This is a genomic window from Aeromonas sp. RU39B, from assembly GCF_900156095.1.
Taxonomy (GTDB): Bacteria; Pseudomonadota; Gammaproteobacteria; order Enterobacterales; family Aeromonadaceae; genus Aeromonas.
This window is the reverse complement of the sequence record NZ_FTMJ01000009.1, coordinates 166119-184690: the sequence shown is the minus strand read 5'-3', so window position 1 is coordinate 184690 and position 18572 is coordinate 166119. Positions and strand designations below refer to the sequence as shown.

Annotated in this window: 15 protein-coding genes; 8 read left to right on the top strand and 7 right to left on the bottom strand. The window is 59.3% G+C overall.

The window, feature by feature from the left end; all coding sequences use genetic code 11:
* Positions 1–334: 334 nt before the first annotated feature.
* The 4 genes from hemG to pepQ are packed head-to-tail and all read right to left on the bottom strand — an operon-like array spanning position 335 to position 4269.
* Positions 335–859: a menaquinone-dependent protoporphyrinogen IX dehydrogenase gene (hemG, locus tag BW958_RS13705; protein WP_076576309.1), complete on the bottom strand. Its 525-nt coding sequence runs from the start codon at positions 857–859 to the stop codon at positions 335–337.
* An 8-nt stretch (positions 860–867) separates the two neighbouring features.
* Positions 868–2325 (bottom strand): TrkH family potassium uptake protein, encoded by a 1458-nt coding sequence (locus BW958_RS13700; protein ID WP_076576308.1) that lies wholly within the window; start codon positions 2323–2325, stop codon positions 868–870.
* Between the two features lies 1 nt (position 2326).
* On the bottom strand, positions 2327–2950 hold the full coding sequence (locus BW958_RS13695) for a YigZ family protein (RefSeq protein WP_076576307.1): 624 nt from the start codon (positions 2948–2950) through the stop codon (positions 2327–2329).
* Positions 2947–4269 (bottom strand): Xaa-Pro dipeptidase, encoded by a 1323-nt coding sequence (gene pepQ, locus BW958_RS13690; protein WP_076576306.1) that lies wholly within the window; start codon positions 4267–4269, stop codon positions 2947–2949. The genes BW958_RS13695 and pepQ overlap by 4 nt, the downstream gene beginning before the upstream one ends.
* Before the next feature lie 188 nt (positions 4270–4457).
* Between pepQ and BW958_RS13685 the strand changes: the two genes are divergently transcribed.
* The 8 genes from BW958_RS13685 to rstB all read left to right on the top strand — a co-directional run bounded on the left by BW958_RS13685 (position 4458) and on the right by rstB (position 15266).
* Positions 4458–6038, top strand: a complete 1581-nt coding sequence (locus BW958_RS13685; protein WP_076576305.1) for an AMP-binding protein — start codon at positions 4458–4460, stop codon at positions 6036–6038.
* 196 nt (positions 6039–6234) lie between these two features.
* Positions 6235–8382 carry a fatty acid oxidation complex subunit alpha FadB gene (gene fadB, locus BW958_RS13680; RefSeq protein ID WP_076576304.1) on the top strand — a complete coding sequence of 716 codons (2148 nt, stop codon included), beginning with the start codon at positions 6235–6237 and terminating at the stop codon, positions 8380–8382.
* 21 nt (positions 8383–8403) lie between these two features.
* Entirely contained in the window at positions 8404–9567 is a 1164-nt protein-coding gene (gene fadA, locus BW958_RS13675) for an acetyl-CoA C-acyltransferase FadA (RefSeq protein ID WP_076576303.1), read from the top strand.
* Between the two features lie 213 nt (positions 9568–9780).
* The gene (locus tag BW958_RS13670; protein WP_076576302.1) at positions 9781–10506 is read left to right on the top strand and encodes a response regulator; all 726 of its coding nucleotides are present in this window, start codon (positions 9781–9783) and stop codon (positions 10504–10506) included.
* A gap of 4 nt (positions 10507–10510) precedes the next feature.
* Positions 10511–11956, top strand: a complete 1446-nt coding sequence (locus BW958_RS13665; protein ID WP_076576301.1) for an ATP-binding protein — start codon at positions 10511–10513, stop codon at positions 11954–11956.
* Between the two features lie 2 nt (positions 11957–11958).
* Positions 11959–13206, top strand: a complete 1248-nt coding sequence (locus BW958_RS13660) for an ABC transporter substrate-binding protein (RefSeq protein WP_076576300.1) — start codon at positions 11959–11961, stop codon at positions 13204–13206.
* Between the two features lie 65 nt (positions 13207–13271).
* Positions 13272–13982: a two-component system response regulator RstA gene (gene rstA / locus BW958_RS13655; RefSeq protein WP_076576299.1), complete on the top strand. Its 711-nt coding sequence runs from the start codon at positions 13272–13274 to the stop codon at positions 13980–13982.
* A 3-nt stretch (positions 13983–13985) separates the two neighbouring features.
* A complete protein-coding gene (gene rstB, locus BW958_RS13650) occupies positions 13986–15266 on the top strand; it encodes a two-component system sensor histidine kinase RstB (RefSeq protein ID WP_076576298.1) in 1281 nt (426 codons plus the stop codon).
* A gap of 34 nt (positions 15267–15300) precedes the next feature.
* Here the strand turns inward: rstB and BW958_RS13645 are convergent, their stop codons facing one another.
* The 3 genes from BW958_RS13645 to rpmE all read right to left on the bottom strand — a co-directional run bounded on the left by BW958_RS13645 (position 15301) and on the right by rpmE (position 18475).
* Positions 15301–16548, bottom strand: coding sequence for a malic enzyme-like NAD(P)-binding protein (locus BW958_RS13645; RefSeq protein ID WP_076576297.1), 1248 nt, complete (start codon positions 16546–16548; stop codon positions 15301–15303).
* Between the two features lie 186 nt (positions 16549–16734).
* Positions 16735–18168 carry a DUF2867 domain-containing protein gene (locus tag BW958_RS13640; protein ID WP_076576296.1) on the bottom strand — a complete coding sequence of 478 codons (1434 nt, stop codon included), beginning with the start codon at positions 18166–18168 and terminating at the stop codon, positions 16735–16737.
* A gap of 91 nt (positions 18169–18259) precedes the next feature.
* A complete protein-coding gene (rpmE, locus tag BW958_RS13635; protein WP_076576295.1) occupies positions 18260–18475 on the bottom strand; it encodes a 50S ribosomal protein L31 in 216 nt (71 codons plus the stop codon).
* Positions 18476–18572: the final 97 nt, after the last annotated feature.

Below are 18572 nucleotides of genomic sequence, written 5' to 3'. Positions count from 1 at the left end.
TGGTCACTTCATCAGACATTGAAAATCAAAAATTGTTTTTGATGCTTCAATCCTGCGAGTGCCCACACAGATTGCTTGATTCAATTTGTTAAAGAGCTGCGCGATTCTCATCGCGACGGGAGTGGCATTCTACGCACATCCCGGTGTGAGTCAAGCCTTATTTCACAAGGCTTTTTCTCACTTCGACCGGCTCGCTGCCTGTGCGGCGTTGCCCTGTCGACGGAGGCGCATTATAGGGAGCTGTTTCACACTGGCAAGCGAATTTTGATAAAAAACGCCTTTTTTCCGAAAAACACTGACGAACGCTGTTTTTTTCTACAAACACGGTCAAAAACTAGCGCCGTGCGGCGAACTCACGGGCAAATTGGCGCACCTTCTCCCAGTCGGTGAACTCCAGGTCATGGCTGGTATCGGTACTGCCACCAGTGATTTTCATGATCAATTGGATGATCCGGGTCTGCCACCAGTTATAACGGGAATAGAGAAGTGCGCCAGCAAAGACAGCCTGCAGAGTGGGCTGCCACGGCGAGAGGCGTAGAAACTTCTTCATATAGGCATTGGTTGCCGGAGTGGACTTTTCGGGCTTACGCGCAGTGAGGTTGACACAAAAGAACGCCGCATTAGCCACCGCCAGCTGCTCCGCATGAGCGTGCACAAAAGTCAGCAAGCTGGAGTGGTAGTTACCATAGCGGATGGAAGCACCGATCAGCACCTTGCTGTACTTGCTCAGATTACACGTGGGCAGTTCGTGCAGATCCTGCAGCACCACATCGTGATTTTTCATCTCCTGCGTCATGGCATCGACAATCTTGCGGGTTTGCCCATCACGGGAGGAGTAGAGCACCAACATTTTTTCCATCAACTACCTCAATTGCGCCAGAATGCCGGCGTGAACAACACCAGCAGAGTAAAAATCTCGAGTCGCCCAAACAGCATGGCGACCACCAGTATCCATTTGGCCGCCGGGGTCACCGAACTGAAATTGGATGCCACATCCCCAAGGCCAGGCCCAACGTTGGTCAGTGTTGCCGCCACGGCGGAAAATGCCGTGACTTCATTCATTCCGGTCATGAGCAAGGCCAACATAAATAGGAAAAAGAGCATGATATAGGTGGCGAAGAATCCCCACACTGCCTCAACCACCCGCTCGGAGACGGCCTTACGCCCCAACTTGATGGTGTAAACAGCGCGCGGGTGCACCAGCCTTTTGAGCTCACGAATGCCCTGCATAAACAGCAGCATCACCCGCATGACCTTGATTCCGCCACCGGTACTACCGGCACAGCAACCGATAAAAGATGAGAACATCAGTAACATGGGCAGGAAAGATGGCCAATCCGCATACGAGGTGGTGCTATAGCCCGTCGTTGTCCCAAGCGATACAGCCTGGAACACAGCGTGATTAACCGCTTCCTGCCAGTTGGCATAGTGCCCGTGGCTGATCAATACCGCACTGCAGATGATAATCAGGGTGGCCTGAATGCCCAGAAACACCTTGAGCTCGGGGTCTCGCAGGTAATCTTTTAGCCGTATGGGTCTATGCGAAAACACCATGAAGTGTAAGGCAAAATTGATGCTGGCCAGCAGCAAAAACAGCACGGTAATCAGGTTGATGGCTGGGCTGTTGAAAAATCCGATGCTGGCATCATGAGTGGAAAATCCCCCGATCGACAGCGTCGAGAAGGAGTGGCAGACCGCATCAAACAGCGACATCCCCGCCAGCCAGTATGCAAGCGCACAGAGGATGGTTAGCAACAGATAGATGCTCCACAGCGCCTTGGCCGTTTCGGCAATGCGTGGCGTCACCTTGTTGTCCTTGACCGGCCCCGGAATCTCGGCCCGGTAAAGCTGCATTCCGCCAATGCCGAGCAGTGGCAGTACCGCCACGGCCAACACGATGATCCCCATCCCGCCCAACCATTGCAGTAACTGGCGGTAGAAGAGGAATGCCTTGGGCAGCATGTCGAGGCCAGTCAGTACGGTCGCACCGGTCGTCGTCAGCCCGGAAAACGCCTCGAAGAACGATTCGGAGATGCTCATGTTGGGCTGATCGGCCAACATGAATGGCAGCGCACTGACGCTGCCGATCACCACCCAAAACAGCACCACGATAAGGAAACCTTCACGAGCCCTGAGTTCACCACGGGCGCGACGTTGTGGAAACCAGAGCAGCGCACCGATCCCAAGGCAGATGACAAAGGACTGCAGAAATTCGGTACCGCCCCCATCCCGGGCAAAGTAAGCAACTACTGCCGGGAGCAGCAGACTGGAACTGAAGATGCCGACCAACAGACCGACAATGCGCGTAATACTGCGAAACGGCACCTTAACGCGGCTCCGGGGTTAGAGAGTGGAAACAAAGGCGGCCTTGGCTGCGCTCAATCAAACGCTCACCCACCTGTGCCAGCAAGGCTTGTGGCCACTGCAGCTGCAGGGTCACGCGCTCAGCATAATCAGCGTGCAGCGTGATACCGTTGAATTGACTTTGCAGATGTTCAAGCAGCGCCAGATCGCCGTAATCACAAGTCAGCCAGGTATCGGCCATCGACTGGCGGCGCTCGGTTTGCAGCTCGCGCAGGGCACTGCCGACGCCGCCGCCGTAGGCTTTCACCAAGCCGCCGGTTCCGAGCAGGATGCCACCGTAATAGCGCACCACCACAGCACAGATTTCACCAATCCCCGACCCCATCAATTGCGCCAGAATGGGTTTACCCGCCGTGCCTGCTGGCTCGCCATCATCACTAAATCCCAGCACCTGACTGTCATCAGGCGCCCCGGCCACATAGGCCCAGCAGTGATGGCGGGCGCCCGGATGAGCGGCACGAACTTCACTGATCCAGCTGCGTGCCGCTTCAACATCGGGCGTATGACCAAGCAGTGTCACGAACCGACTCTTTTTTATCTCTTCGCTCCACTCAACCGATGCAGCCGGAACCAGATAGTCGCTCACAAGCCCGCCTGCCGGGTCAGGTTCTCAACACCATCCGCATGCAGCACGACGTTGTCCTCAATACGGATCCCGCCACAAGGACGCAGGGCATCCACCAGCTCCCAGTTGATACGGCGGGCATGTTCGCCCTCCTGTAATGTGCCGAGCAGGGAGTCGATGAAATAGAGACCAGGCTCAATAGTGAATACCTGCTCCGGCTCCATGACCCGGGTGCAACGCAGGAAGGGATGCGCCTCGGGCGGCGCTAGGTGAGTGCCCCGATCATCTTGCATAAAGCCACCCACATCATGCACCTGCAAGCCCAGCAGATGACCCAAACCATGGGGGAAGAAAACAGCCGTGACACCGCTACTCACCATGTCATCGGGCGACATATCCACCAGCTCGGCATCGACTAGCACACTGGCGAGTCGCTGATGCATGCGCAGATGAAGATCGGTATAGCGCATACCGCTGCGCATCTCGTCGATGATCGCCTGCTGCTGCACCTCCAGCGCGCAGATCAGATCGGCAAACAGACCGCGCCGCCAGGCCCAGGTGCGAGTGATATCGGAGGCATAACCGTGCACATCCACCCCGGCGTCGATCAGAAATGAGTGGCGCTCAGTCTCAGGAATGCGCTGATGGGAGAGGTGGGTGTAGTGCAGCACGGCAGCGTGTTCGTTGATGGCGACTATATTGCTGTACGGCGCATCGTTGGCGCCCTGTCCCACCGCATTCATATAGGCCAGATTGATCTCGAACTCGCTGGCTCCGGCCAGAAAGGCATCACGCGCCGCCAGATGACCACGCGCTCCGATGCGATTGGCTTCACGCAGACACTCCAGTTCATAGCCGGTCTTCCAGGCACGCTGATAGTGCAGGGCGTTGAGTACCGCCTCGGGGTTGAAATGGCCGAAGCCCAACAACTGGGAAACTTCGAGATGACCGCCCACATAAGCCCACTCATCGCGCACCGTTGGTAGAAAATCGGCGATCTGCTCCGGTCTGGTCAGATAGTGGATCTCCATCTGCTCACACCAGAACGCATTGGGAAGATCCGGCACCTTGTGCCAGAAATCGACCGGCCGGTAATAGAACAGCCGCGGCTTGTTCACCCCATCGACCAGCAACCAGCAATGCGGGTTATCCACCACAGGTAACCAGGCTTTGAAGTGTGGATTGACCTTGAAGGGATAGTCCTGATCGTCAAGAAAAACACGCAGGCACTGCCCGGCGTGAATGGCCAGACCGGCCAGTTTCTCGCGGGTAAGGATTTCCCGGGTACGCTGTTGAAGGGTGGCAACGTGCTCGGCATAGAGTTGGCTGTAGCTGCTCATGGGATGGGCTCCGGCTGTCTCGGTCTGCTGAGCATAACATCATGAAGGGAGTGGCTCGACCCATTCAGGCTTCAAAGGATTCCTCGCCGGGATCGCTTGATGACAACACCTATATGCGCCACCAAATGTTAACAAAACAAAAACATAGTTATAAACTACAGGGAGACACGCCAGAACAAGGATGACCGATGAGCCGTGCCTCTGTTTGGCAACCCAGCCCGGAACTGATGGTACAGACCAACCTCCACCGCTTCATGATGGAGGTTAATCGCTTCCATTCCCTTGATTTGCAAAGCTATCAGGATCTCTGGCAATGGTCGGTGGAGAAGACGACCCGTTTCTGGCCCCTCATCTGGCAATACTGCGGCGTGCAAGGCTCACTCGGCGATATTGTGGCGGAGAACCGCCAGGAGATGGCACGAGCACGCTGGTTTCCGGATAGCCGCCTCAACTTCGCAGAAAACTTGTTGCGCCGAAATGATGACTCCACCGCCATCATCGCTTACAACGAACAGGGCGAGCGGCGTGCACTGAGCTGGCAACAGCTCGAATCAGCAGTAGCATCACTGGCGACGTGGCTTCGTGCAGAGCACGTTGGCCCAGGCGATCGGGTAGCTGCTTACCTCCCCAATACGCCGGAAACTGTCATCGCCATGCTGGCCACTGCCAGTGTCGGCGCCATCTGGACTGCGATTGATCCCCAGTTGAATGAACAGGAAACATTACATCGGCTGACACCACTCTCGCCGGTGGTGTTGTTTGCCTGCGACCCATCGCAGCAATCTGGTCAGTCGCTCACTGTGCGCGATCGTCTTATTTCTCTACGCCAGGCACTACCCAGCCTGCGCCACGCTGTGAGCGTCAGTCGCTCCGACGATTCCCTGCCAGATTGGACCAATTGGCAATCACTGCTACAAACAGCGCAACCACCACTCCGTTTTTATGAGTGTGCGTTTAACGATCCGCTCTACATCAGTCACCGCAACTTTCAAGGTGAAACGGTCGGCGTCATCCACCCGGTGGGTGGCAGCCTGCTGCAATACCTCAAAGAGCATCAACTGCACTGCGATATCCGCCCGGGGGATCGCATTTTGTGTCACAGCAAAGCCGGGGAGATGCTCTGGTACTGGCAAATCAGTGCACTGGCCTCGGGGGCGACACTGGTATTGTACGACGGCGCCCCCGTTCATCCGGACAATCCCATACTGTGGGACATCGCCCGTGACGAACAGGTGACCCTGCTGGCCAGCCACTCCGATTATTTCATGGCTCTTGAGCATGGCAGCGTCCGCCCACGCCTGACCCATCAGCTGCCGTATCTGCGTCTTGTTTGCAGCAGTGGCACACGCTTGGACAACCCCCACAGTGAACATCTGCAGCGCTATATCAAAACTGACCTGCAACTGGTGCAGCTGCTCGAGTGCGATGACATTGGCTCCTGCTTTGCTCTGTGTAATCCAATCAGCCCACTGTTTCACGGCGAAAGCCAAGGGCGGGCGCTGGGTATGGCAGTGCAGGTCTTGGATGACACCGGACAAGCCGTGCAGGAAGGACGCGGCTGGCTAGTGTGCAGCAAACCCTTCCCGGCTCAGCCACTGGGGTTTTGGAACGATCCTGCCGGTGAGCGCTTTCAAGCCGCCTATTTCGAGCGCTTCGCGCCGCGTTGGTGCCATGGTGAGCAAGTGACACTGACTCACACTGGCGGTGTATTACGCCATCGCCCACCCGCAGCATCGGATCAGCTGCGACTCAAGCCACTGGCCAGCTAATTTCCCTATCTCTTTGTTGCCAAACGAACCACGGCCTATCCATCGGGTCGCTGTGGAGCTTTCACTCCAAGAGTGTTAAACAAATGTTTTAAATAGGTGTTGTAAATGTCGCCAATTGGATCAATAGTGAGCGGCATCCCCTACCGGGGAGAACATGGAGCCACCCCCGGCCGTCGCCGGGAACAAGGAGACCCTCATGATCTACCAAGGCGACACCCTGACGGTCCGCTATCTCGAGAGCGGCATTGCCGAGCTCAGATTCGACGCGCCGGGCTCAGTCAACAAACTTGATCGTGCTACCCTGCTTTCCCTTGGCGATGCTATCGCCGCATTACAACAAGAACGTGAACTAAAAGGTCTGATCCTCACCTCCGGCAAAGACGCCTTCATCGTCGGCGCCGACATTACCGAATTCCTCGCCCTGTTTGCCCTGCCCGATGCAGATCTGCTCGGTTGGCTCAAAAAAGCCAACGACATCTTCTGTGCGCTGGAAGACCTGCCGGTACCGACCCTGTCGGCGATCCGTGGTCATGCGCTGGGTGGCGGTTGCGAGACCATCCTCTCCACTGACCTGCGTCTGGCCGATACTACCGCCAAGATCGGCCTGCCCGAGACCAAGCTCGGCATCATGCCCGGCTTTGGCGGTACCGTCCGCCTGCCACGCGTGATTGGCGCTGATAACGCGCTGGAGTGGATCACCAGCGGCAAGGACTATCGCGCCGAAGAGGCTCTCAAGGTCGGAGCCGTGGATGCGGTGGTGGCTCCCGACGCGCTGCAAAATGCAGCGCTGCAGATGATCAAAGATGCGATCAGCGGCAAGCTCGACTGGCAGGGCCGCCGTGCGGCCAAGACCTCACCGCTGCGCCTGTCGAAGATGGAAGCCATGATGAGCTTCACCACCGCAGCCGGTATGGTTGCCGCCGTGGCCGGCAAGCACTATCCGGCGCCGATGGCCGCTGTGAAGACGGTGGAAGCCGCTGCAGGCATGGGCCGCGATGACGCACTGGCGGCTGAAGCTGCGACCTTCATCAAACTGGCCAAAACCGATGTGGCCAAGGCGTTGGTCGGCATCTTCCTTGGTGATCAATACATCAAGGGATTGGCCAAGCAGTCTGCCAAGAAAGCCAGCAAGGCGACCGAACATGCCGCCGTGCTGGGCGCCGGTATCATGGGTGGTGGGATTGCCTACCAGTCGGCCAGCAAGGGCATTCCGGCCATCATGAAAGATATCAATGAGAAGGCGCTGCAACTGGGCATGAGCGAAGCAACCAAGCTGCTCAACGGCCAGTTAGAGAAAGGCCGCATTGATGGCATCAAGATGGGCCAGGTGCTCTCCTCCATTACTCCCACGCTCAGCTACGACAGCGTGAAAGGCGTCGACCTGGTGGTCGAAGCCGTGGTGGAAAATCCCAAGGTGAAGGAGGCCGTGCTGAGCGAGGTTGAAGGCCTGCTCGGTGACGACACCGTCCTCGCCAGCAACACCTCCACCATTCCCATTTCGCTGCTGGCCAACAGCCTGAAGCGTCCGGAAAACTTCTGCGGCATGCACTTCTTCAATCCGGTGCACCGTATGCCGCTGGTCGAAATTATCCGCGGTGAAAAAACCTCGGAAGAGACCATCGATCGCGTGGTGGCCTATGCCGCCGCGATGGGTAAGTCGCCAGTGGTGGTCAATGACTGTCCGGGCTTCTTCGTCAACCGTGTGCTGTTCCCCTACTTCTTCGGCTTTAACAAGCTGGTGGCTGATGGCGCAGACTTTGCCGCTGTCGACAAGGTCATGGAGAAGGAGTTTGGCTGGCCGATGGGCCCGGCTTACTTGCTGGACGTGGTGGGCATCGATACCGGTCACCATGCCGGTGATGTGATGGCGCAAGGCTTCCCGGCTCGTATGAACAAAGAAGGGCGCACCGCCATCGACGTCATGTTCGAGGCCGGCCGCTTTGGTCAGAAGAATGGCAAGGGTTTCTACGCCTATGAATCTGACAGCAAGGGCAAGCCGAAGAAGGTGGCCGATCCGGCCTCTTATCAACTGCTCGAGCCCATCGCCAAGCCGCGCCAGGAGTTCGACAAAGAGACCCTCATCGCCCGCATGATGATTCCGATGATCAACGAGGTGGTGCTCTGTCTCGAGGAAGGGATCATTGCAACGCCAGCCGAAGCCGACCTGGCGCTGGTGTATGGTCTCGGCTTCCCACCCTTCCGTGGTGGCGTTTTCCGCTATCTGGACGCACTCGGCCTCGACGCCTATGTGGCGATGGCCGACCGGTTCGCCAATCTGGGCCCGCTCTACCGTGTCAGCGACAAGCTGCGCGAGATGGCCGCCCAGGGCAAGACCTTCTACTGATTGCGGAAAGGAGACCCATTCATGAAAGACGTCGTGATTGTCGACTGCATCCGGACCCCCATGGGCCGGTCAAAAGGCGGGGCGTTCCGCAATGTCAGGGCCGAAGATCTCTCGGCGCACCTGATGCGTGCCCTGCTCTCCCGAAACACCAGCGTGGATCCGGGTGAAATTGAGGATATCTATTGGGGCTGTGTGCAGCAGACCCTGGAGCAAGGCTTCAACATCGCCCGCAACGCGGCCTTGCTGGCCGGCCTGCCAAAACAGATCGGCGCAGTGACCGTCAACCGGCTGTGCGGCTCCAGCATGCAGGCACTGCATGATGCTGCCCGCGCCATTCAGGTCGGTGACGGCGATATCTTCATCATCGGCGGAGTCGAGCACATGGGTCATGTGCCGATGAGCCACGGGGTGGACTTCCACCCGGGCATGGCCAAAACCGTGGCCAGAGCGTCGGGCATGATGGGACTGACCGCCGAGATGCTGGGCAAGTTGCACGGTATTAGCCGGGCGCAGCAAGATGCCTTCGCCGCTCGCTCCCACCAGCGCGCTTACCGCGCCACGGTGGAGGGTCGCTTCGCCAAGGAGATCGTCGGTTTGGAAGGGCACGACGCCAGCGGCGCCCGCATCTTCTATGACTACGATGAGGTAATTCGCCCGGAGACCACGGTCGAGACCCTTGGCCAGCTCAAGCCGGTGTTTGATCCGGTGAACGGCACCGTCACGGCAGGCACCTCCTCTGCCCTGTCAGACGGGGCGGCCGCCATGCTGCTGATGAGTGGTGAACGTGCCCGCGATCTGGGCCTGACCCCGCGTGCCCGCATCCGCGGGATGGCGATTGCCGGCTGTGATGCCGCCATCATGGGTTATGGCCCGGTCCCCGCCACCCAGAAAGCGCTGAAGCGAGCGGGTCTGACCGTCGATGACATCGACCTGTTCGAGCTCAACGAAGCGTTCGCTGCTCAATCACTGCCCTGTGTCAAAGACCTCGGCCTGCTTGAAGCGGTAGACGACAAGGTAAACCTGAATGGCGGAGCTATCGCCCTGGGTCACCCGCTCGGTTGCTCCGGTGCGCGCATCTCGACCACCCTCATCAATCTGATGGAGGAGAAGGATGCCACCCTGGGTGTCGCGACCATGTGTATTGGCCTCGGCCAAGGCATTGCAACCGTATTCGAACGTATCTGATTTGGCAGAAGACCCCGCAACCGGGTCAGCGCGTCCTGGTTGCAGTCGGGTCCAGCCGCTTCTTCGGCCGGTTCATCGAACCGGCCTTTTTCCGTCTGTTTGCCGCACGATACGCACAAAGAGTGCCCTGCTACTCACATTAAGCCGCTGGATTGCTTGCTTTTTGGCCCCCCGACGGGTTCAATCTGCACAAAAAAATGGATGTACACACCTATGCCTCTCAGCAAAAAGCTGCTGATCGTGGATGACGATCAGGAAATTCGCGAGCTGCTCAACGAATATCTGACCCGTGCCGGTTTTTCCGTGCTGACGGCCGCCGAAGGCAACGAGATGCGCCAGTTGTTGGCCCAGCACACACCAGACCTCATCATTCTCGACATCATGATGCCGGGTGATGACGGTTTTACCCTGTGCCAGCAGATCCGCCGCGACTCGCAGGTTCCCATCATCATGCTGACTGCCGCCTCTGACGAGACCGATCGGGTGATTGGCCTCGAACTGGGCGCCGATGACTACATCGCCAAACCGTTCAGCCCGCGTGAACTGCAGGCCCGGATCAAGGCGCTGCTGCGCCGTGCCGAGTTCCGCCAGCCCGAGGTCAAAGAGAAAGAGCTGGCCCGCCATCTGCGCTTTGCCGAGTGGACCCTCGACACCCTCAGCCACCAGCTGACCCACGACGATGGCAGCAAGCTCGACTTGTCGGGCAGCGACTTCATGCTGCTCTCGATGTTCCTGCAGCAGCCGGGCGTAGTGCTGGATCGCGACACCATCTCCGACGCCACCCGCGGTCGCGAAAGCCTGCCGATGGAGCGCGGCATCGACGTGCAGATCAGCCGCCTGCGCCAGAAACTGGGCGACAACGGCAAGAGCCCACGCCTTATCAAGACCATTCGCGGCAGTGGCTACATGCTGATCGCCGAGGTTCACGAGGAGCACTGAGCTCATGGTCAGACGTAGCTGGTGGTCGGTGCTGGTACCGCGTTCCCTGTTGTCGCGGATGCTGCTGCTCCTGCTGCTGGCTATTCTGCTCTCCCAGACCATCCTGACCGGCATCTGGATGCAACAGATCCAGAAGCGCGAGCTGGAAGGGATGCTCAGCACCACCCGCAACCTGGCGCTGTCGGCCTCCTCTACGGTCAACTTCTTCAAATCCCTACCGCTGCAGTATCGACACATTGCGCTCGACCAGCTGCGCAACATGGGTGGCACCCGGTTTTTTGTGTCGCTTAACGAGCAGGAGATCCTGATCAACCCGATCCCCGACAGCGAGCGCAAGACGCTGGTGCTGCGGGAAATCAGCAAGATCCTCGGCACCAAGCTCTCCGACACCATGGCGATCAAGGTGGATTTCTCCCATCCCGAGGATCTGCACGTCTTTAACAATGACACTCTGCTGGCGGATCTCCCCTCCTCCTGGGCACGCTACACCCTGTCGCTGGAACCCATCAATCCGCCGGTACTGGTGATTCAGATTGAGATTAAAGAGGGCGAGTGGCTCTATCTGGCGGCCCTGCTGCCCGCCCCCTACATGACGCTGGATGACACCGTCATGCCGGCCAATCAGGTGCGTTTTATCGCCCTGATGACGGTGTTTCTCTGCTTCTTTACCTTTATGCTGGTGCGCTGGCAGACCCGGCCGCTGCGTCGTCTGGCCAAGGCGGCCGCCAATCTTGGCAAGGACATCGATCAGCCGTCGCTGCGCGAAGAGGGTGCTTCCGAGATCGTGGCGGCAACCCGCGCCTTCAACATCATGCAGCACCGTATCCGCCGCTATATCGATGACCGCGAGCGGCTGTTCAGCTCCATTTCGCACGACCTTAAAACCCCCATCACCCGACTGCGGCTGCGTGTCGAACTGCTCGATGACGAAACCCAGATCACCAAGTTCAACAAGGACTTGGATGAGCTGGAGATGATGGTGAAAGGGGCGTTGCAGACGGTAAAAGACACCGATATCCACGAAAATATCGAGCAGATCGATGTCAACGGCATGCTGAACCAGCTGGCCGAGAGCCTCAATTTGCGTGAAGAGCGGCTGATGATCGAAGGGAGCTGCAAGCACCCCTATCGCGGCAAACCACTAGCTCTAAAGCGCTGCATCGCCAACCTGGTGGATAATGGCATCAAGTACGGCAAGCGGGTGCGCATCATCATCTTTGATGACGACGAGGTGCTGATCCTGTTTATGCTCGATGAAGGTCCCGGCATTGCGGACGATCAGCTCGACCGAATCTTCGAACCCTACTACCGCCTCGACACCGAACAACCTGGCAACGGCCTGGGGCTGGGGATTGCACGCAGCATTGCCCACGCTCACGGTGGCGATCTGGTGCTGGAAAATCGGCCCACCGGCGGCTTGCAGGCCACCCTCTCACTGCCACGGCAATGATCATGAAAAGACGCACGCTGTTCCTGCTTTGCTCGCTCACTGCCCCGCTGTTCGCTCAGGCCTCTCAGGTGGAGGTGCTGCATTGGTGGACATCCGGTGGTGAAGGCCGTGCCGTCGAGGTGCTCAAATCCATGTGGGCGGCCGAAGGCAATCAGTGGCAGGACTTCGCGGTGCAGGGTGGCGGTGGCAAGAGTGCCATGACCGTTCTCAAGAGCCGGGCTCTGGCGGCCAACCCGCCGCAAGCGGCTCACCTTAAGGGGTTTGAACTGCAAGAGTGGGCCAGCCTCGGCTTTCTGCGCGACCTCGAACCGATGGCCGACCACTTTGGCTGGAACAAGGTGATGCCCCCCGTGGTGCATCAAACACTGAGTTCTGCTGGGGAACTGGTGGCAGTACCGACCGGGATTCACCGGGTCAACTGGCTCTGGATCAACCAGAAAGTGTTGCGCCAAAACGGCCTGACGCCGCCCACCGATTGGCCCGCCTTTATCAAGGTGGCGCAAACCCTCAAAGATAAAGGCATCGCACCGCTGGCCATCGGCAACGACCCCTGGCAGCTGGCGATCCTGTTTGAAGCGGTGGCGCTGGGTGAAGGCGGTGTAGAGTTTTACCGCAAGGCATTTCTCGAGCAAGACAGCGATACCCTGGCCGGCGCCGACATGGTTCGGGTGCTTAAGCGCTTCAAAGAGTTGCGGGCACTGCTGCCCGAGCGCTTTATCGGTCTGGGCTGGAACCAAGCCACCGTGCGGCTGGAAAAGGGCGAGGCGGCCATGCAGATCATGGGCGACTGGGTGAAGGGCGATCTCAGCGCCGCCAGCTATCACCCCGGCGACGACATCCTCTGCCTGCCCACCCCCGGCAGCAAAGGCATCTTCAGTTACAACATCGACTCCATCGCCATGTTCAAGGTGCGCGACCCGGTGCAGCTGGAGGCCCAGAGCGAGCTGGCCACGCTGATTATGCGCCCCGATTTCCAAATCCGTTTCAATCAGGCCAAGGGCTCAATCCCGGCATTGACGCAAGTGTCGATGCAGGGCTTCGATCGCTGTGCGGTGCAGTCCCACACCGACTTCCTACAGGCCCAGCGCGACGGCCACCTGCTGCCGAGTGTGGCCGAGGGCATGGCTCTACCCACGCCACTGCAACAAGCCTTGCTCGACCTGCTCACCGGCTTTTTCAACGACCCGAACGCCAACCCCCAACAGACCGCCGAGCGGCTGGGACGCGTAATGCGCTCGGTCAAAGGCTAGGTTTCCCTTCCCTGTCACAGTTGGGCGGGTATGCTTAAAGGGTTTTTCTGACTGGCATAGATTCCATGCACCGCATTCTGTTTGTTGAAGATGATCCTGAAATTGGCCAGCTGATTGCCGGCTGGCTCTCCCGCCACGAGATGGAAGTGCTTATCGAGCCGCGCGGCGATATGGCGCTGGCGCGGGTGGAGGAGGTCAAACCCGACCTGATCCTGCTTGATATCATGCTGCCCGGCTGTGATGGTCTCTCCTTGTGCCGCGATCTGCGTCCACGCTTTGCCGGCCCCATCGTGATGCTCACCTCCCTCGATAGCGACATGAATCAGATCTTGAGTCTGGAGCTCGGCGCTAACGACTACATACTGAAAACCACACCGCCACCGGTGCTGCTGGCCCGCCTGCGCGTGCAATTTCGCCAGCAGCAAGGCGTAACGCCCGCCCCCGGCCCATCGGCCCCGGCGCCGCAACGGCTGCAATTTGGCCGTCTGACTATCGACGGCCCGGCCCGTCAGGTGCGGCTCGATGGTGAAGAGGTGCCACTCTCGACCGCTGACTTCGAACTACTGTGGGAGCTGGCTAGCCATGCCGGCCAGATCATGGGGCGTGAGGCGCTGTTTCGCAGCCTGCGCGGCCGTGATTATGACGGGCTGGATCGCAGCATGGACGTGGCCATTTCCCGTCTGCGCCGCAAACTGGGCGATGACCCGGCAGCACCGACCCGGATCAAGACGGTGCGCCAGCGCGGTTATCTGCTGGTGCCGCAAGCCTGGGAGTAAGCCATGCGGCGTCTCTTTATCCAGTTCTATCTGCTGCTGATGGCCTGCTTTATGGTCGCCGTGCTACTGGTTGGCATGGTCTATCAGAACACTGCCGAACGCGCTGGCAACCGCTATCTGGAAGGGTTGATGCAAGGCTCGCTCGATCTGCTCACCACCGAGCTGGCACGCCGTCCGCAAGCCGTGTGGCCGCATCGACTGGCAGAGCAATCACAGCAGCTTAATCTGCCACTGCGAGTCGATGCGCTCTCCCGACAACCACTCGATCAGGGCGACCTCGCCTTTCTGGCCCACGGCGATATCGTGATTGTCGATGATGATGACACCTTCCGGCAGCTGATTCCCGGCAGCGATCAGGTGCTGATCGTCGGCCCGGTGCCCTATCTCTCCTATCTGCATGAAGTGCGCTGGATCGATGTCGGTCTGCTCCTGTTACTCGGCCTGTCGCTGGCGCTACCGATCCTGCTCTGGCTGCGTCCACACTGGCGCGGACTGCTGATGCTGGAGCAGACCGCCCGCAAGCTAGGAGCCGGCGATCTGACCGCCCGCAGCCGCCTGCCGGCCGGCAGCACGCTCGAGCGCACCGGCCGAACACTGGACCAGATGGCTGACCAGCTGGAAGCGCTGATCAATGGCAAAAAACAGCTCACCGACGCCATCGCCCATGAGCTGCGCACACCACTGGTGCGCCTGCGCTATCGCCTGGCGATGCTGGAACCAGCCCCCGAGGAGCAAGAGATGAAGGCGCTGGAGCGCGACTTGGGCTCCCTCGATCGCTTGATCGACGAGATGCTCACTTATGCGCGCCTGGAGCGACCGGAAATGCCGCTCAACCCGGTTGATCTGGAGCTGGGAGCCTGGGTGCATCTCTATCTGGCCGACTGGCAGACGCTGGCTCCGGAGAAAACCTTGCAGCTTGAAGTGCGAAGCGACCCGATTCCCTGGCATGGGGATGAGCGACTGCTGGCACGGGCGGTGGAGAACCTGGTCAGTAATGCCCTGCGCCATGCCAACCATCAGGTAACCCTGACTCTCGAGCGCCAACACGATGTGTGCCTCATCAGGGTGCAGGATGATGGTCCGGGCATTGCGCCGGAGCATGCAGCCCGTGTCTTCGAGCCATTTGTGCGCCTGGACGAGAGTCGGGATCGCCGCACCGGTGGCACCGGCCTGGGTCTGGCCATCGTGCGCAGCATCGCCCGTCATCATGGCGGGGACGTGGTGCTGCTCGAGAGCGAGAGCGGAGCGCATTTCTGCATCCGGTTACCGGCACCACAGTTCTAATAAGCGAAGGGGGCGCAGTGCGCCCCCTTTTGCATCAATCCACCAGCATGTAGTCATCCGGCAGCGCGCAACGCGCAACGCCGGAAGCGACCGCAGCCAGCGCCACGGCGCGGGCTACACGCGGCAGCAGGCGGGCATCCATCGGCTTGGGAATGACATAGTCGCGACCGAAGCTGAGCGCTTCGACACCCGCAGCCTTGAGCACCTCGGCCGGAACCGGCTCCTTGGCCAGCCCACGAATCGCCTCAACCGCAGCCACTTTCATGGCCTCGTTGATACGGCTGGCACGGGCGTCCAGTGCACCACGGAAGATGAAGGGGAAGCAGAGCACGTTGTTGATCTGGTTGGGATAGTCGGAGCGACCGGTCCCCATGATCAGATCATCACGCACCGCTTTTGCCAACTCTGGCTTGATCTCCGGATCCGGGTTGGAGCAGGCGAAGATCACCGGGCGCGGCGCCATCAGAGCCACCGCATCGGCCGGCAGCACGTCCGGGCCGGAAACACCGACGAACACGTCAGCACCGGCCATCACGTCATGCAGGGTACGCAGCGTGGTCGGATTGGCGAAACGAGCCTTGTATTCGTTGAGATCACTGCGCTCGGCATGGATCACGCCGTTGCGATCGAGCATAAAGATGTTCTCGCGGCGAGCGCCACAGTGCAGCAGCAACTCCATGCAGGCGATTGCCGCGGCCCCGGCGCCCATGCAGACGATCCGGCTCTCTTCGATACGCTTGCCCTGAATGTCGAGGGCGTTGAGCAGACCGGCGGCGGTCACGATGGCAGTACCGTGCTGGTCATCGTGGAATACCGGCACGTTGCAGCGTTCGATCAGCGTTCGCTCGATGACAAAGCACTCGGGAGCCTTGATGTCTTCGAGGTTGATGCCACCGAAGGTGTCTGCAATAGCGACAACGGTGTTGATGAACTCTTCGTTGGTGCTGTGGGTCACTTCGATATCGATGGCATCGATACCGGCAAAGCGCTTGAACAGCAGTGCCTTACCTTCCATCACCGGCTTGGAGGCCAGTGGACCGAGATTACCGAGACCGAGGATGGCAGTCCCGTTGGAGATCACTGCCACCAGATTACCCTTGGCGGTATAGCGATAGGCATTTTCCGGATTGGCAGCAATCTCGCGCACCGGCTCGGCCACGCCGGGGCTGTAGGCGAGAGAGAGGTCGCGGGCGGTTTCGGCCGGCTTGGTCAATTCGATAGCAATCTTCCCGGGAACGGGAAGGGCGTGGTAGTCGAGAGCCTGTTGGCGCAGATCGGACATGGGGGACCCCGATACGGTGTTGAAATGTCACGCTTTAATTGTGTGGTCTCTCGCCGGGTTCAGCGAGGAGAGGCATCATAAATAAATGAGGCAGGGCATCCCAGCAGATAATATGGAGTTAATTAGAGAGCCGACCAGTCACCCAGTCGGTTCCACCAGCGACAAATACCACGTTGGTGGTATATTTCAATCCAAAACGGGAATCCCACTCATTCGCTCCGCCTCGCGGGTAATTGCTTCAGTCATTCCCTGAAAAATAAACAGGTGAAATGGCAGCATCGCCAGCCAATAGCCGAGGCCCCAGGCACCTTGCGGATGCCAATGGGCCGTCACGGTCAACCGCGTCAGACCGGATGGTTCGGGCTTAATGACAAACTCGAGCCGTCCAACTCCGGGTGCTCGCATGTTAAATAGCAGCGCCAGGCGGCGCCCCTCCTCAACACCCAGAATGGTCCAGGAGTCGATCTGATCGCCTTTGCAAAAACGCTCGGGATTGCTGCGGCCATATCGGCGCGCCGGACCGCCCACCAGATGATCCATCCATTCGCGCACCGTCCACAGGCTGTTCATGTAGAAGTAGCGATGCTGGCCACCCAGGCCCTGCAACACGTGCCACACCGCCTCCGGCTTGGCCAGCGACAGGGCGCTGCCACTGGCAGTGCGGTCATAAAAACCATACTCGGGATGGCGCCAGCGCAGGCCAAGCGGCGTCTCTTCCCCCTGCTGCTCGGCGCCCAGTTTCTGCTCCAGCGCCAACGCCTCGGCCAGTGCCTCGTCGAAAGTGAGCAGGCGTTGCGGCAACAGGGCTCGTAGCGGCGCATCATCGGCCGGAATATCGTGCTTGAGCCCACCCACCAGCGCCCGTGCCACTGGTTGCGGCACCGAAGTAGCAAACTGCAGCCACCAGGCTGACAGGCGCGGCGTTAACCAGGGGAGCGGCAAGATGGGGCTGCGCTTGCCAATATGGGCGGCAAAGCGCTCTAACTGCTGCTGATAACTGAGCAGCTCGGGACCGGTCGCATTGAGAATTGCCCCATCCACTGCGTCGGCGTCTACCAACCCGACCAGATAGTGCAGAAGATTCGACAAGGCGATCGGCGGAGTGCGCGAGCGTACCCACTTGGGCGTCACCATCATCGGCAGGTTGAACACCAGATCCCGCATCACCTCAAAGGCTGCCGAACCAGGACCGATGATGATGCCCGAGCGCAACTCCACGGTCGGCACTCCGGCCGCGCGAAACAGCTCACCGCAGATACGGCGCGAATTGAGGTGGCGGCTGTCGCAAGGCTCGGGCTGAATAGCCCCCAGATAGATAACCCGGTGCACCCCGGCGTGAAGAGCGGCCGCCGCGAAATTTTTCACCCCCTGCTGCTCGAGGCGGTGAAACCCGGCGCCAGCCCCCATGGCGTGCACCAGATAGAAGACAGTATCGACCCCCTGCAAGGCGGGCGTCAGTGAAGCGGGATCGAGGCTGTCAGCATGTCGAAACTCCACTCCATCCGGCAGCCGGCAGGGGTGGCGAGCCGCCGCAATCACAGCATGCCCCGCCGCCTGCAGTGCGGGAACCAGATATGAGCCGATATAACCGGCGGCTCCCATGACCAGACACGTTGCCATCCTGCCTCCTTTGCGTGATGCTGTTCACCTTAGGCAAATTTCGGACACAAAAAAAGCGCCCGATGGGCGCTTTTCTTCGACTCAGTGTGACTTATTTCTTACCAGTCAGGGCACCGAAACGCTTGTTGAACTTGTCTACGCGGCCGCCGCTGGACACTTCCTTCTGCTTACCAGTGTAGAAGGGGTGGCACGCGGAGCATACGTCCAGGTTCAGATCCTTGGCGATGGTGGAGCGAGTCTTGATGATGTTACCGCAAGAGCACTTAGCGGTGATTTCTACGTATTCCGGGTGGATACCAGCTTTCATGGACAACCTCAAAGAATTAGGCCGTGTCGCCATCCGAGCCAATGGTCGGACACCACACGATTATTGAACACAATTTCAAAGGCAGCGAATAATATAG

Coding starts and splice junctions, on each gene's coding strand:
- hemG (WP_076576309.1), bottom strand. CDS start 859: ATGGAAAAAATGTTGGTGCTCTACTCCTCCCGTGATGGGCAAACCCGC.
- pepQ (WP_076576306.1), bottom strand. CDS start 4,269: ATGAGCAGCTACAGCCAACTCTATGCCGAGCACGTTGCCACCCTTCAA.
- BW958_RS13685 (WP_076576305.1), top strand. CDS start 4,458: ATGAGCCGTGCCTCTGTTTGGCAACCCAGCCCGGAACTGATGGTACAG.
- fadB (WP_076576304.1), top strand. CDS start 6,235: ATGATCTACCAAGGCGACACCCTGACGGTCCGCTATCTCGAGAGCGGC.
- fadA (WP_076576303.1), top strand. CDS start 8,404: ATGAAAGACGTCGTGATTGTCGACTGCATCCGGACCCCCATGGGCCGG.
- BW958_RS13670 (WP_076576302.1), top strand. CDS start 9,781: ATGCCTCTCAGCAAAAAGCTGCTGATCGTGGATGACGATCAGGAAATT.
- BW958_RS13665 (WP_076576301.1), top strand. CDS start 10,511: ATGGTCAGACGTAGCTGGTGGTCGGTGCTGGTACCGCGTTCCCTGTTG.
- BW958_RS13660 (WP_076576300.1), top strand. CDS start 11,959: ATGAAAAGACGCACGCTGTTCCTGCTTTGCTCGCTCACTGCCCCGCTG.
- rstA (WP_076576299.1), top strand. CDS start 13,272: ATGCACCGCATTCTGTTTGTTGAAGATGATCCTGAAATTGGCCAGCTG.
- rstB (WP_076576298.1), top strand. CDS start 13,986: ATGCGGCGTCTCTTTATCCAGTTCTATCTGCTGCTGATGGCCTGCTTT.
- BW958_RS13645 (WP_076576297.1), bottom strand. CDS start 16,548: ATGTCCGATCTGCGCCAACAGGCTCTCGACTACCACGCCCTTCCCGTT.
- BW958_RS13640 (WP_076576296.1), bottom strand. CDS start 18,168: ATGGCAACGTGTCTGGTCATGGGAGCCGCCGGTTATATCGGCTCATAT.
- rpmE (WP_076576295.1), bottom strand. CDS start 18,475: ATGAAAGCTGGTATCCACCCGGAATACGTAGAAATCACCGCTAAGTGC.